This is a genomic window from Variovorax sp. BGA-UO-ETr-C22, assembly GCF_059567965.1.
The window spans coordinates 1,651,912-1,667,771 of sequence record NZ_JCAQPA010000011.1 but is presented as its reverse complement, the minus strand read 5'-3'; the positions used below and the strand labels follow the sequence as shown (position 1 = coordinate 1,667,771).

The 15,860-nt window shown below is 69.1% G+C and carries 4 protein-coding genes; 1 reads left to right on the top strand and 3 read right to left on the bottom strand.

Features of this window, described 5'->3' with window-relative positions; genetic code table 11:
• Window positions 1-149: 149 nt before the first annotated feature.
• The 3 genes from AC57B8_RS27845 to AC57B8_RS27835 are packed head-to-tail and all read right to left on the bottom strand — an operon-like array spanning window position 150 to window position 4,579.
• Window positions 150-2,516, bottom strand: a complete 2,367-nt coding sequence (locus tag AC57B8_RS27845) for a CHASE2 domain-containing protein (protein ID WP_496481364.1) — start codon at window positions 2,514-2,516, stop codon at window positions 150-152.
• Window positions 2,517-2,531: 15 nt separating this feature from the next.
• Window positions 2,532-3,833 carry a FecR family protein gene (locus AC57B8_RS27840; RefSeq protein ID WP_496481363.1) on the bottom strand — a complete coding sequence of 434 codons (1,302 nt, stop codon included), beginning with the start codon at window positions 3,831-3,833 and terminating at the stop codon, window positions 2,532-2,534.
• Complete coding sequence (locus AC57B8_RS27835; RefSeq protein ID WP_496481362.1) at window positions 3,833-4,579, bottom strand: response regulator transcription factor; 747 nt, start codon at window positions 4,577-4,579, stop codon at window positions 3,833-3,835. Before AC57B8_RS27835 ends, AC57B8_RS27840 begins: the two co-directional genes overlap by 1 nt.
• A 313-nt stretch (window positions 4,580-4,892) precedes the next feature.
• Here AC57B8_RS27835 and AC57B8_RS27830 point away from each other — a divergent pair, with 313 nt between their 5' ends.
• Window positions 4,893-15,854: an ESPR-type extended signal peptide-containing protein gene (locus AC57B8_RS27830; RefSeq protein ID WP_496481361.1), complete on the top strand. Its 10,962-nt coding sequence runs from the start codon at window positions 4,893-4,895 to the stop codon at window positions 15,852-15,854.
• The last annotated feature ends 6 nt before the right edge of the window (window positions 15,855-15,860 follow it).

Sequence of the window (15,860 nt, the reverse complement as noted above, 5' to 3'; positions counted from 1 at the left end):
CGAAAACGCCGAGAAAAATATTTCTCCAGGTTTTTCAGCGTCGCTGCCTGTTTCGCAGGCACCGTGTTGCAGGCCCCGCCAGGCAAGGGTTTCGCGCGCTGCGCACACGGTTTTCCACAACATTGTCCCCATCGGGATTGGAAAACCCGTCACTTCGATGTGCTAAGGCGCGAACCGGGCAGGGGCAGCCGCAGCCAGACGGTGGTGCCGGCACCGGGCGTGCTGTCCGCGCCCAGGGTGCCGTTGTGTTTCTGGACCACCGCGCGCACGACGGAAAAGCCCAGGCCCATGCGCCGCGTGCCCGTGCCCTTCGTCTCGCCGGGGGCGGCTTCCGGCGCGGTGGGCGCGCGCCGGCCGCGCGGCGCGTGGAGCAGGGCGTCGAGTTGTCCGGGCGTCATGCCCGAGCCCTGGTCGCTGACGGAAATCCGCACGCTGGTCGCATCCGCGCCGTCGGCGCCGGGTTCGATGGCCATGCCCAATTCCACGCGGCGGCCGGACGGGCTGTGGCGGATGGCGTTGTTCAGCAGGTTGACGATGGCGCGGGTCAGCAAGGCCCCGTCGGCGCGCAGGATCGTGTCGCCGGCGGCGTCGTCGATGCGGGCTTCGACGCGCACGCCATGGGACTGCGCGTAGTGCCACACCTGGTCCCTGGCATCGAGCAGCACGGCGCCGACGTGCGTGTCCGCAAAGCGGTAGTCGTCCGATTCGGCCAGCGCGAAATCCATGAAGCCCTCGGCCATCGCGAGGGTGCGCTCGGCTTCGCGGCCGATGGCCGAACGCATGTCGGCATCGGCCGTGGGATGCATCGACAGGATGCTGAGGATCGTGACCTGCGGGCTGCGCAGGTCGTGCGACAGGAACTGGCGCCACTCGTCGCGCTGGCGCTGCGCTTCGCGCTCGGCCGTGAGCTCGGGCAGCATCACGACCCAGCCCCGGTCTTCGGGCGCGTCGCCGCTGAAGGCCGCGGCCTCCAGGCGGAACACGCGCGCGTCGGGGGTCGCGTACTCGCCCTGCAGCCGGTCGGTCCAGTGGGCGGCGTCCGTGCGGGGCGGCGCACCGCTGGCGGGCGGCACGGCCAGCGGCGCGATCAGCTCGGGCAGGCGCACGCCGCGCAGCGCGGGCGGGGCAATGCCATCGTCCTCGCGCGATGGCATGGCACCGCCGCCCAGCAGCCGGAAGGCCGCGGCGTTGCCCGACCCGATGCGTCCCTCTTCGTCGCAGATCAGCATGGCCACGGGCATCGCCTGCATGGCCTTGTCCATGAGCTGCTGCATGCGCCGCAGGCGTGCAATGGCGCGGTCGAGCGCCTGCTTGGGATGCTCCGCCGGGTCGGCGGGCGCCGGCGAGCGGGCCGGCATGACTTCGAAGGTGCCGCCGGGCAGGGCGTCGAGCACCTGTGCGCGCTTGCGCAGGTAGACGAACTGCGATTCGAGACGGCGCCAGCTCCACAGCAGGTAGAGGATGGCCAGGCCGAGCATCGGCGCGACAGGCGGCAGCCAGTGGTGCCACACCAGCATGGCGACGCCGCTGATCAGCAGGCACGCGCTCGCGAGGCCGGCGGCGATCGGCAGCGCGTGCCGGCCCCGCCGGACCAGCAGCCACAGCGCGAGCCACAGCGGCACCACGGTCCAGGCCGCGTGCCACAGCGGCGGCGACACGCTCACGTTGCGCCCGTGCATCAGGTTGTCGATGGCATTGGCATGCACTTCCACGCCGGGCAGCACGCCGCGGATGCCGGCGTTGGGCGTGAGCGTCTGGTCGCCAAGGCCGGGCGCGGTGGCGCCCACGAGCAGCAACTTGTCGCGCAGCAGTTCGGCGGGCACTTCGCCGCGCAGCACGCTCACGTAGGGCACGGTGCGGTAGCTGCCGCGCGGGCCGGCGAACAGCAGGCGCAGCGGGCTCTGGCGCAGCCAGTCGACCGGCGTCGCCTCGGGGTCGACCACGGCCGGCGGGACGCGCTGCGCCATCAGCGCGCCCACGTAGGGCTGCAGCTGGTTCGGATAGCCCTCCAGCAGGTACAGCGTGCGCGCCACGCCGTCGGTGTCGGGCGCGAGGCCGGCGTGCCCCACGCCGCGGGCCTGGGCGGCAAAGTCCGGCAGCGGCGGCAGGAAGCCCGGCCATTCGTGGCTCGTGAAGGCCAGGGGGCTCGCATGCAGCAGCGGCAGGTACACGGGCAGCAGGCCCATGGCCCGCGCCAGGTGCGCGTCCTCGCGCGGGTCGGCGCTTGGCTCGGTCAGAAAGAGGTCGAGCAGCACCGCGCGCGGCGCCGCCGGCGCGAGCCGTTCGAGCAGGCGCGCGTGGGTCGCGCGGCTCCAGGGCCAGCGCCCGAGTTCGCGCAGGCTGTGCTCGTCGATGGCGATGATCAGGATGTCGGCCGACGCCCGGTGCGAGGCCAGGATCAGCAGGCGGTCGTGGATGTACGCATCCATCTGCAACAGGCCCGGGCGGTGCGCCAGGCCGAGCATGGCCAGCGGCAGCAGCAGCGCCATCAGCAGGCGTTCGACGACGAGGCGCATGCGCGTGGCCCCGCTTCAGCGCACCGGGATGTCGAAGCTTCCGCCGAAACCGGTCGCTGCGGACGCAGCACCGTCGGGGGTGGCCTGGCGCGCGCGCCAGTGGTAGCGCCCGCCGAGCGCGAAGGGGCCGACCGTCATGCCGGTGGCATAGACCGCGGGCTCGTTGACCAGCAACACGGCGAAGTCAGGGCTGCGCGCGAGTTCGAAGGTGTAGCGCTGGCCCGCGATGCCCGGCCAGCGGACCTCCACGCGCCCGTCGGGCAGTGCGGTCGACGTGCTCTGGCCGCCCGCGCCGCCTTCGACAGTGGGCAGGTAGACCGTGCCGTCGCCCGGCAGCCCTTCGAGCCGGGCGGCATCGAAGGCCGTGAGGCGCAGCTGGTACAGGCCCGATGGCAGTTCCGCCGGCACCGTGAAAGAAGGTCCCGGGCCGCGTTGTTCGTACACCGGCAGCAGGAAGCGCTCGTCGCGCGCCAATTGCAGGCGGTAGGTTTGCGCGCCCGCAACGGGCGTGAAGCGGAACGTGCGGTCGTTGCGCGCCGTCGTCTCGGGCACCAGCTGGGGCGCTGGCAGCAGGCCCTGCGCTTGCGACGGGCCGCTCTCCAGCAGCACCGCGCCGCGGCCTTCGCGCAGCACGAGCGGCGGTTCGGACTGTGCGGTGCGCTGCACCACCACTTCGCCCGAAATCACTTCGCCGGTCAGCACGCCGTCTTCGTCGCGCACGCGAAAGTGCGTGCCGCGCACGCCCAGGCCCATCGACCGCGCGCGGATCTCGAACTGCTGGTTCGGCTGCTGCTTGTGCACCTGCGATTCGACGCGGCCCTCGATCAGCCGCAGCCGCACCGTATTGGCGTCGATGGCCAGCACCTCGAGTGCGCTGCGCGAGGGCAGCACGACGCGGCTGCCGCCCGCCACCCCGAGGGTCACGAAGGCATCGGTGCCGGTGATGAGCGTGTCGCCGGCCTGGATCGGCAGGCCGGGCGTGAGGACCTGTTCAGGCACACCCGCGCGCTTGCGCGAGGCCCGGCCTTCGACCGCGGTGACCACGGCCGCGCCCTCGGGCACGAGCCGGCCGTCGGCAAAGTACAGCACCGTGCCCGGTTGCAACAGGCGCGGCTCGCCCACCTGGTTGCGTTGCTGCACTTCGGGCCAGCGCAGCGGCGTGTCCAGCTGCTGGCCCGAGATGCCCCACAGGGTCTCGCCGGGCTTCACCACGTGCGGCGACTGCGCGCTCGCCGCCGTGGCGACGAGCAGCGCGGCGCAGGCCAGGAGGCGGTGCGGGCGGAACGGGCGGAACGGGGTTGGGTGCGTCGTCGCCATCAGGAATCCGTCTGCGGTGCGTGTTGCGTGGTCTCGAGCCGGTAGCCGCGGCCGTACACCGTGCGCAGGCTCAGTCCGCTTTCGGCTTCGAGGCCGAGCTTGCTGCGCAGCCGGTAGATGTGGCTGTCCAGCGTGCGCGAAGGCAGTTCTTCGTTGCTGTAGCCGGCGCTTTCGAGCAGATGCGCGCGCGACACCGTGTCGCCCATGTGCTGGAACAGCGTCAGTGCGAGCTTGAATTCGCGGTCGGTGAGGGCATGCCGTTGCGGCGCGGCGTCATCGCCCGGGGCCGGGTGGATCAGGACGCTTTGCGACACCCGCTCGAACTCCCAGCGGCCGAAGCGCTCGCCGTCGGACGGCGCCAGCGGCACGCGCCGGGCCATCAGGCGCTGCACGCGGGCGCGCAGTTCGAGCGGTCGGAAAGGTTTGACGATGTAGTCGTCGGCGCCGAGGTTCAGTGCCTGCACCACGTCGTGCTCGGAAGCACGCGAACTCAGCATGAGCACCGGCACTTTGTCGGTCTGCCACTTGCGCAGCCACTGCAGCAATTCGACGCCGGCCAGGCCGGGCACGTTCCAGTCGAGCACCAGCAGATCGAAGCTTTCGCGCCGCAGTGCCTGTTGCAAGGTCGACCCGTTCGAAAACGTGATGCAGGTCACATTCGTCTCGCCAATTGTTAACAGCTGCTCGAGTGTCCGCACGAGATGCGAGAGCTGGTTCGGGTCGTCTTCAAGGATGGCGATGCGCATGGACTCCAGGGGTGGCGGCGGCAATTTTGACAGTGAATCCACACCCGAAATCTGACGAATTCCGTAGCGTGAACGTTAGCAACATTGTTGGCGATGGTTATGAAGTAGTAAAGAAATTCACAAATGCAGACTAAAGCTGGCTGCAAATCTGACCAAACCTCACGCCGGCCCTTCGACCCTCGAAGGCCGTCGACATCATCCGCCCCCTGTAGCGCCACCCGGCGCTCCGATCACTCCACATCTCCGGTCATCTCCGCTCGCCATGTCGCGATCCTGCGGAGTAAGGCCGGCTTGCATCCGAGGAACAGGGGAAATGAACAAGTCTTATCGATCCATCTGGAATGAGGCGCTGGGCGCTTGGGTTGCCGCGTCGGAAATCGCTTCGGCTCGAGGCAAGAAAAGCCGCAGCGCGCAACGCCAACTCGCGGCGCTGGGTCTGGGCATGCTCCTGTTGGGCGGGCCGGCGCTTGCGCAGGTCGGGGTCGTAACGACGACCCCGGACCCCAGTGCCTGGCTGACCATCGGACCGGAGCCGGGCGCGGGTGTGCCGAACAAGGGCGTGCTGATGCCGCGTGCCGCCTTGACCGACGCCACAACCTGGGGCCTGGCCGCACCGACGCCGATCGAAGGCATGGTGGTCTTCAACACCACCGCAGGCACCTCGGCCAACGGCCTCGGCGTCGGGCTGATGACCTGGAAGAACGGTCGTTGGGTGAATGTCGACGAGACACCGTACCTGCATGTGAATTCGACGGCTGTCGGCAATTCGACCCAGGCCAACTCGGGCGCCATCGGCGCCAACAGCGTGGCGATCGGCCCCGATGCGAAGGCGCTCGCGAACGACACCGTGGCCATGGGCAACGGCGCCGAGGCGCACAAGCTCGGCGACATCGCCATCGGCCGGGCTGCGATTGCAAGCGGTGGCGACCGCCTGACCGGGCCGACCGAGAACTGGAGTTCCGTGGCGATCGGCACCTATGCCTCCGCCACCGAAGGCAACTCCGTGGCGCTGGGCGGCTCGGCCAAGGCCGAGGGACGCGGCACCGCGCTGGGTTCGCGCGCCGAAGCCGGCTACGACACCGTCGCGATCGGCACGTTCGCGGGCATGGGCCGCCCCGCCAAGACCGACCCGAACGATTTCAGCAATTCGCTCAACACCTTCGTCGGCAGCGGCTCGGGTGCGAGCGGCAATGGCGCGCGCAATTCCTACGTCGGCAACCAGGCGGGTTTTGCGGTGCAGGGCGACGAGAACGCCGGCATGGGCTACGGCGCGGGCGGGCTGTCGGCCGGCAACCGCAACGTCGCGGTGGGCCAGCGCGCCGGCCAGTTCGTGACGGGCGACCAGAACATCAACCAGGGCACGATGGCGGGCTTGCAGTCCAAGGGCAGCAACAACATCGCGCTCGGCACCCTGGCCAGCGCCAACCTGGCGCTGGCCGCGCAGGACCCGAACGCCCCGATCTCCCAGGCCGCTGTGCAGGCGGCGAGCCTGGCGGCGCAGACCGAATACATGGGCTTTCTGGCCAAGCGCGGCGTGACCGAGGCCGGCCTGGCCGACGGCACCTACACCCTGGACGCCAGCGGCAACGTCATCGAGGCCAGCAGCGGCAACGTGCTGGTCACCGCCGCCGAGCTGCAGACCTCGGTCACCCAGGCGTTCCAGCGCAACGGCGTGGCCGGCATCGACGCCAGCCGCACGACGGCCATCGGCCACCTGTCGCGCGCCACCGGCGACGACGCCGTGGCGCTGGGCTCGTCGGCGGTCGCCGGCGACAAGGCCGCCGTGGCCATCGGCACGGCGAGCAAGGCTTTCGGTGTGTCCAGCGTGGCGGTGGGCGACAGCGCCTTTGCGAAGGGCGAAGCCTCCATTGCCATGGGCAAGGGTGCCCAGGCCAACGGCACGCAGTCGATCAGCATCGGCACGGGCAATGTCGTCAACGGCAACAACAGCGGCGCCATCGGCGATCCGAGCGTGATCGATGGCGCCAACAGCTACAGCGTGGGCAACAACAACACATTGGGTGCGGCGGCGAGCAACACCTTCGTGCTGGGCAACAACGTCAACGTCAACGTGGCCAACGCGACTGCGCTGGGCGACTCGACCAGCGTGACGGTGGCTGACGGCGCGGCGCTGGGCAGCAAGTCGGTGGCGAGCACGGACAAGGGTGTTGCAGGCTTCGACCCGGCGACGGGCAAGGCCTCGACAGACACCTCGGCCACGTGGAAGAGCACGCTGGGCGCGGTGAGCGTGGGCGGCAATGGCCAGACGCGCCAGATCACGAACGTGGCGGCGGGCACGCAAGCCACCGATGCGGTAAACGTCGCGCAGCTCAAGGCGGCGCAGACGCACTACTACAGCGTGAACGACAACGGCGTTGCGGGCGGCAACTACGACAACAAGGGCGCCACGGGCCTCAACGCCATGGCCTCGGGCGTCGATGCCAAGGCCGGCGGGGACCATGCGACCGCCATGGGTCATGGCGCGACGGCCGGCGGCCACTATGCGATTGCGCAGGGCTACCAGGCCAACGCGGCCGGCGCGAACGGCGTGGCGATCGGAACCCAGGCCTCTGCCGCCAAGGGCGGCACGGTGGCAATCGGCGCCAGCGCGGGCAAGGATTCGACCGTGCTGACGGGGACCTTCATCGGCTCCGGTGCCGGCAACAAGAGCGCGGGCGCGGACATCACCGCCATCGGCAACAACGCAGGGCAGGCGGCGTCGGGCAACAGCAACACCTTCATCGGGGCAACGGCCGGCAGCTCGTCGGAGGGCGACCTGAACAGCTTCATCGGCGCGGGGGCGGGCATCTTCTCCAAGGGCACCGCCAACTCGGCCTTCGGCAACCTGGCGGGCGCAAACACCGAGGGCGACAACAATGCCGCATGGGGCTTCGCCGCGGGCGCGTTCGTGAAGGGCGACGGCAACATCGGCATGGGCACTTCGGCGGGCGCCAGCGTCGTGGGGTCGGGCAATGCCGCGATCGGGCAGGGGGCGGGGCTTGGCACCCAGGGTGATGCGAACCTCGCCATCGGCGCAGGGGCGGGCTCGATCGCCAAGGGCAACAGCAACGTGGCGCTGGGCCAGAACGCCGGTCTTGCCGCCGACGGCAACGAAAACATCGCGCTCGGCCAGACGGCAGGGGCCCTGGTGAGCGGCAACCGCAACCTGGCGATCGGCTCGGCCGCGGGCCTTGCCGGCGATGTGGCCTCCGGGAACATCACGCCGACGACGGCGAGCGACACGATCGCCCTGGGCACCCAGGCATTTGCCAATGCCGAGCGCGCCATCGCGATCGGCACGGGCGCCCAGGCGCTGGGCACGCAGTCGATCAGCATCGGCACCGGCAACGTCGTCAACGGCAACAACAGCGGCGCCATCGGCGATCCGACCGTGATCGACGGCGCCAACAGCTACAGCGTGGGCAACAACAACACGCTGGGCGCAGCGGCGAGCAACACCTTCGTGCTGGGCAACAACGTCAAGGTCAACGTGGCCAATGTCACGGCACTGGGCGATTCGACCAGCGTGACGGTGGCCGACGGCGTGGCACTGGGCAGCAAGTCGGTGGCGAGCACGGACAAGGGCGTGGCGGGCTTCGACCCGGCCACGGGCCTGGCCTCGACGGACACCTCGGCCACGTGGAAGAGCACGCTGGGCGCGGTGAGCGTCGGCGGCAACGGGCAGACGCGCCAGATCACGAACGTGGCGGCGGGCACGCAAGCCACCGATGCGGTGAACGTGGCGCAACTGAAGGCGGGGCAGACGCACTACTACAGCGTGAACGACAACGGCACGCAGGGCGGCAACTACGACAACAAGGGCGCCACCGGCATCAATGCACTGGCGGCGGGCGTGGGCGCGCAGGCGAACGGCGAGCGCAGCGTGTCCATCGGCTATCTGGCCGGCGTGGGCGCCAGCGCCGGCCTGGCCGGCCAGAACAACGTGGGCATCGGCACCGAAGCGGGTGGCGGTGTCGTGGGGTCCAGCAACACTGCGGTGGGTTCCGCTGCGGGCAAGGACGTGGCGGGCAGCTCGAATGCGGCGTTCGGCATTGCGGCGGGCCAGGGCGTCCAGGGCGACTACAACCTGGCGATGGGTGTCTACAGCGGCATCGGGACCAAGGGCACCTACAACACCGCGATCGGCGGCAGCGCGGGCCAGGCCGTGAACGGCAACGACAACATCGCCATGGGCGACCTGTCGGGCTCCTCCGTCGTCGGCGATGCAAACATCGGCATCGGTGCCCTGGCCGGCGCTGGAACGACAGGCAGCAGCAACATCGCCATCGGCAGCCTGGCAGGCATCGTCGACACCGCGACGTTTGCCGGCATCACTGCCAACAACACAGTGAGCATCGGCAACAGCGCCGTGGCCAGCAAGGACGACGGCGTTGCCGTCGGTCATGGCGCGCAGGCTGCCGCCGTCAACAGCGTGGCGCTGGGCGCGGATTCGAAGACGACGCAGGACGCAGCCGCACTGGCGCTCAAGAACGCCTATGTGCCGGCAAGCGCGACGGCCGTGGCCGGCACCGCGCCGGTGGGCGAGGTGTCGGTGGGCAGCGCGGGCAAGGAGCGGCGCATCACCAACGTGGCCGCCGGGTCGGACGACACCGACGCAGTGAACGTGAGCCAGCTCAAGGGCGCGCAGACGCACTACTACAGCGTGAACGACAACGGCACGCAGGGCGGCAACTACGACAACAAGGGCGCCACCGGCCTCAATGCGATCGCGGCAGGCGTGGATGCCGTGGCCGCGGGCGTGGGCACTGTGGCGGTCGGCAACTTGGCCGGCTCGGGCAGCACGGCGGCTGGCAACTCGCACAACACCTTCGTCGGGTACGCCGCGGGCCGGCAGGTGGCGGGAGCGGACAACACGGCCGTCGGCAACAGCGCCGGTGTGTCGGTGACGGGCGGGAACAACACCGCGCTCGGGTTGAGCGCGGGCGCCCGCGTCACCGGTGACTCCAACATCGGCATCGGTGTGAATGGCGGTGCGGTCACGACCGGTTTCTCCAACGTGGGCATCGGAAGTTCTGCAGGGCAGGGCACCAACGGCGCCTTCAACGTGGCGCTGGGCGGTCTTTCCGGCGGCGGGGTCCAGGGCAGTGCCAACGTCGCGATCGGCTTGAACGCGGGCGAGAGCATCAGCGCCAGCAACACCGTCGCCATCGGCACCCGTGCCAAGGCCACGGGCGACAGCGGCGTCAGCATCGGCACCGATGCCAGCGCCACCTACGCGAACGCGGTGGCGCTCGGTGCCAACAGCGCCACGGCCTCGGACCTGGCGACGTTGAACGCGAACGCGGCCTACGTGCCGACGGGCGCGACGTCGGTCGCCGGCGCGACGCCGGTGGGCGAGGTGTCGGTGGGCCGCGCGGGCGCCGAGCGGCGCATCACCAACGTGGCGGCCGGCGCGGTCGATACGGATGCGGTGAACGTGAGCCAGCTCAAGGCCGTCGATGCGACCGCCAACGCGGGATGGAATGTGGCTGCCAATGGTGAAGCCACGGGCGGCAATGTGGCCCCAGGGGCCAAGGTCGACTTCAGCAACTCGGACAGCAACATCGCGATCACGCGCACCGGCACGGATCTCGACTTCAAGCTGGCTGACGATGTGAAGGTCAACAACAGCGTGACGGTGGGGCAGAGCGTGCTCAACACCACGGGCCTGACGGTGAACGATGGAACGACGACCACAGCCGTTGCGGCCGGTGGCGTGACCAGCGGGACGGTCAAGCTGAGTGGGGTGACGAACGACATTCAGGGGCTGAGCAACAAGACGCTGACCGATCCGAGCTTTGCGACGGTGGGCCGTGCGGCCACTGAAGAGCAGCTCAAGATCGTCAATGACACGGCCAGCGCAGGCTGGAACGTGGCGGCCAACGGCGAGGCCACGGGCGGCAATGTCGCGCCTGGCGGCAAGGTGGACTTCAGCAACTCCGACAGCAACGTCACGATCACCCGCAGCGGTACGAACCTTGACTTCAAGCTCGCTGACGACGTGAAGGTCAACAACAGCGTGACCGTGGGCCAGAGCGTTCTCAACACCACGGGTCTGACGGTCAACAACGGCACGACCACCACCGCGGTCGCGGCAGGCGGCGTGACCAGCGGGACGGTCAACCTGAGTGGCGTGACCAACGACATCCAGGGTTTGAGCAACAAGACGCTGACTGATCCAAGCTTTGCGACGGTGGGCCGTGGGGCTACGGAAGAACAGCTCAAGATCGTCAATGACACGGCCAGCGCAGGCTGGAACGTGGCGGCGAACGGCGAAGCCGCGGGTGGCAACGTCGCACCCGGCGGCAAGGTCGACTTCAGCAATTCCGACAGCAACGTCACGATCACCCGCAGCGGTACGAACCTCGACTTCAAGCTGGCGGATGACGTGAAGGTCAACAACAGCGTGACCGTGGGCCAGAGCGTGCTGAACACCACCGGTCTGACGGTCAACAACGGAACGACCACCACCGCAGTCGCGGCAGGCGGCGTGACCAGTGGCTCGGTCAACCTGAGTGGCGTGACCAACGACATCCAGGGTCTGAGCAACAAGACGCTGACCGACCCGAGCTTTGCGACCGTGGGCCGTGGGGCCACGGAAGAACAGCTCAAGATCGTCAATGACACGGCTAGCGCAGGCTGGAACGTGGCGGCGAACGGCGAAGCCACGGGAGGCAACGTCGCACCGGGCGGCAAGGTCGACTTCAGCAACTCGGACAGCAACATCGCGATCACGCGAAGCGGAACGAACCTCGACTTCAAACTGGCTGACGACGTCAAGGTCAACAACAGCGTCACGGTGGGCCAGAGCGTGCTGAACACGACGGGCCTGACGGTGAACGACGGCGCGGGCAATGTCACGACGACGTCGGCGACAGGCACGACCGTGACCAACGGCACGACCACCACGACGATGGCTGCTGGCGGTGTGACCAGCGGGACGGTCAGCCTGAGTGGCGTGACGAACGACATCCAGGGCCTGAGCAACAAGACGCTGACCGACCCGAGCTTCGCGACGGTGGGCCGTGCAGCGACCGAAGAGCAGCTCAAGATCGTCAACGACACGGCCAGCGCAGGCTGGAACGTGGCGGCCAACGGCGAGGCCACGGGTAGCAATGTCGCGCCTGGCGGCAAGGTCGACTTCAGCAACTCCGACAGCAACATCGCGATCACGCGCAACGGCACGAATCTCGATTTCAAGCTGGCGGACGACGTGAAGGTCAACAACAGCGTGACCGTGGGCCAGAGCGTGCTGAACACCACGGGCCTGGCGGTGAACAACGGCACCACGACCACCGCTGTGGCCGCAGGCGGCGTGACCAGCGGCAGCGTGAACCTCAGCGGTGTCACCAACGACATCCAGGGTCTCAGCAACACGACGTTGACCGACCCGAGCTTTGCGACGGTGGGGCGTGCGGCCACTGAAGAGCAACTGAAGAAGGTCAACGACACCGCCGGCGCAGGCTGGAATGTCGCGGCCAACGGCGAGGCCACGGGCGGCAACGTCGCGCCGGGCGGCAAGGTGGACTTCAGCAATTCGGACAGCAACATCGCCATCACGCGAAGCGGTACGAACCTGGACTTCAAGCTGGCCGATGACGTCAAGGTCAACAACAGCGTGACCGTAGGCCAAAGCGTGCTCAACACCACGGGCCTGACGGTCAACAACGGCACCACGACCACTGCGGTGGCCGCAGGCGGCGTGACCAGCGGCAGCGTGAACCTCAGCGGTGTCACCAACGACATCAAGGGTCTCAGCAACACGACGCTGACCGATCCGAGCTTCGCGACGGCGGGACGTGCAGCGACCGAAGAGCAACTGAAGAAGGTCAACGACACCGCCAGCGCAGGCTGGAATGTCGCGGCCAACGGCGAAGCCACGGGCGGCAATGTCGCTCCTGGCGGCAAGGTCGACTTCAGCAACTCCGACAGCAACGTCACGATCACGCGCAGCGGCACGAACCTCGACTTCAAGCTCGCTGACGACGTGAAGGTCAACAACAGCGTGACGGTGGGGCAGAGCGTGCTCAACACCACGGGTCTGACGGTGAACGATGGCACGACCACCACGGCTGTTGCAGCCGGCGGCGTCACCAGCGGCACCGTCAAGCTCAGCGGCGTCAGCAATGACATCCAAGGCCTGAGCAACAAGACACTGACCGACCCGAGCTTCGCGACCGTGGGCCGCGGGGCCACGGAAGAACAGCTCAAGATCGTCAACGACACGGCCAGCGCGGGTTGGAATGTCGCAGCCAACGGCGAAGCCACGGGCGGCAACGTCGCACCGGGTGGCAAGGTCGATTTCAGCAACTCGGACAGCAACATCGCCATCACGCGCACCGGCACGAACCTTGACTTCAAGCTGGCGAACGACGTGAAAGTCAACAACAGCGTGACTGTGGGCCAGAGCGTGCTCAACACCACGGGCCTGACCGTGAACGACGGCACGATCACCACGGCCGTCGCGGCGGGTGGCGTCACCAGCGGCACCGTCAAGCTCAGCGGCGTCAGCAATGACATCCAAGGCCTGAGCAACAAGACACTGACCGACCCGAGCTTCGCGACTGTGGGCCGTGCTGCGACGGAAGAGCAACTGAAGCAGGTCAACGACACGGCCAGCGCAGGCTGGAATGTCGCAGCCAATGGCGAAGCCACCGGCGGCAATGTCGCTCCAGGCGGCAAGGTCGACTTCAGCAACTCGGACAGCAACATCGCGATCACGCGCACCGGCACGAACCTCGACTTCAAGCTGGCCGACGACGTGAAGGTCAACAACAGCGTGACGGTCGGCCAGAGCGTGCTGAACACTACAGGCCTGACGGTCAACAACGGCACGACGACCACCGCAGTCGCAGCCGGCGGCGTCACCAGCGGCACCGTCAAGCTCAGCGGCGTCAGCAACGACATCCAGGGCCTGAGCAACAAGACGCTGACCGACCCGAGCTTCGCGACCGTGGGCCGCGCGGCCACCGAAGAGCAGCTCAAGCTGGTCGACGCCACGGCCAGCAAGGGCTGGAACCTGAGCGCGAACGGCGAGGCGACGCCGCAGAACATCGCGCCCGGCGGCACGGCCAACTTCGCCAATGGCGACAACATGGTGGTCACGCGCAACGGCAACACGCTGACCGTGGCCACGGCCAAGGACGTGAAGTTCGACAGCGTGACCACCGGCGACACGGTGATGAACAACGCCGGCGTGACCGTCGGCCCGAACGTCACGCTCGGTGCCACCGGCCTGACCATCGTCGGCGGTCCGAGCGTGACCACGGCGGGGGTCGACGCGGGCGGCAAGGTGATCACCAACGTGGCGCCGGGCGTGGCCGGCACCGACGCGGTGAATGTCAGCCAGCTCAAGGACACGGTCGCCGAGAGCAAGACCAAGTACTACAGCGTGAACTCGACCGGCGGCGGCAATGAGAACAACGACGGTGCCACGGGCGCCGACGCGATCGCTGCGGGCAAGGACGCACAGGCAACGGCCGTCAACGCGGTGGCGATGGGCACGGCGGCGCAGGCCGCGGGCGTCAGCGCCACGTCGATCGGCAATGCCGCCTGGGCGCTGGGCGACCGCAGCACGGCGGTGGGCTACTCCTCGACCGCGGACGGCATCGACAGCGCGGCCTTCGGCGCCTGGGCGCGAGCCGGGGGCAATGGCAGCGTGGCCGCGGGCATGGCATCGAACGCCTCGGGCGTGGCGAGCGTCGCGATGGGCGCGCTGAGCGCCGCGGCCGGCGACGTCAGCGTGGCCGTGGGCGCAGGCAGCACGGCGACCGTGGCCGGTGGCGCGGCCCTGGGCGCAGGCTCGGTGGCCGACCGCGCGGCCGGCGTGAAGGGCTATGTGCCGCCGGAGGCAACCGCCGCGCAGGCGGACGCCATCGCCGCCACCACCAGCACCACGGGTGCGGTGGGCGTGGGCGACGCCGCCCACGGCGTGTTCCGCCAGATCACCGGCGTGGCCGCCGGCAGTGCGCCGAGCGACGCCGTGAACGTGGCGCAGCTGCAGGCGGTGGCCAGCCAGGCCGCGGCGGCGGGCAGCAAGTGGATCACCGGGTCGCCGACGACCTACGTGGCGCCCACGTCCACGGGCACCGACAGCACGGCGGTGGGCTCGGGCGCGGCCGTCAAGGCCGACCAGGGCGTGGCCATCGGCACCGGTGCCGTGGTCACCACGAAGAACAGCGTCGCGCTGGGCAACGACGCCACCACGGCGGAGGCCAAGCCCACCAAGGAGGTCACGCTTCAGGGCACGACCTACCAGTTCGCAGGCACCAAGCCGGTGGGCGTGGTCAGCGTCGGTTCGAAGGATGCCGAGCGCCAGCTCACCAACGTCGCGGCCGGCGAGATCAGCGCCACCAGCACCGACGCGGTGAACGGCAGCCAGCTGTACGCGACGAACCAGGCGATCAACAACATGACCACCGGTGGTGGCGGCATCAAGTACTTCCACGCCAACTCGAAGGCGGCCGACTCGAACGCCGCCGGCGCCGAGAGCGTGGCCATCGGGCCGAACGCGGTCGCGCTGGGCAACAACGCCATCGCCACCGGCAACAACGCGCAGGCCAAGGCGGCCGGCAGCATCGCGCTGGGTGCCAACAGCACGGCCAGCACGGCCAACAGCGTGGCGCTGGGCGACGGCGCGGTGGCCAACCGCGCGGGCATGAACGGGCAGCGCGAGATGTTCTCGAACACCGTGGTGCAGTCGGCGCAGGGCGCGGTGTCGGTCGGTGCGGCCGGCAACGAACGCCAGATCACCAACGTGGCCGGCGGCACGCAGGCCACCGACGCGGTGAACGTGCGCCAGCTGCAGGCCGTGCAGCAAAGCGCGGTGCGCTACGACACGAATGTGGACGGCAGCGTCAACTACAACAGCGTGACCATGGGCAACGGGGCCTCCACCGGCCCGGTCACGGTGCAGAACGTGGCGCCGGGCGTGGCGCCCACCGACGCGGTCAACGTGCAGCAGCTAAACCAGGCCGGCGCCGCCGGCATGGCCTACACCGACGCGCGCACCAACGCGCTGGGCAACGAGCTGCGCAACACCGCCAAGAACGCCTATGCCGGCGTGGCCGCCGCCATGGCCGTGCAGATGCCGGGCACCTCGGTGCCGGGCAAGACGGTGATGCGCGTGGGCTACGGCACGTTCAAGGGCGAGAGCGCGGTGGGCATCAGCTTCCGCCGCACGGCCGAGAACAACGGCTGGAGCGTGACCGGCGGCGTGGGCATGAGCCGCGCCGGGGCCGCGGCCACGGTCGGTGCCGAGTGGGTCTTCAATTGAAGCGGG

What these genes read in the sequence shown, in the direction of transcription:
- AC57B8_RS27845 (WP_496481364.1), bottom strand. Translation starts at nt 2,516, where the DNA reads ATGCGCCTCGTCGTCGAACGCCTGCTGATGGCGCTGCTGCTGCCGCTG.
- AC57B8_RS27840 (WP_496481363.1), bottom strand. Translation starts at nt 3,833, where the DNA reads ATGGCGACGACGCACCCAACCCCGTTCCGCCCGTTCCGCCCGCACCGC.
- AC57B8_RS27835 (WP_496481362.1), bottom strand. Translation starts at nt 4,579, where the DNA reads ATGCGCATCGCCATCCTTGAAGACGACCCGAACCAGCTCTCGCATCTC.
- AC57B8_RS27830 (WP_496481361.1), top strand. Translation starts at nt 4,893, where the DNA reads ATGAACAAGTCTTATCGATCCATCTGGAATGAGGCGCTGGGCGCTTGG.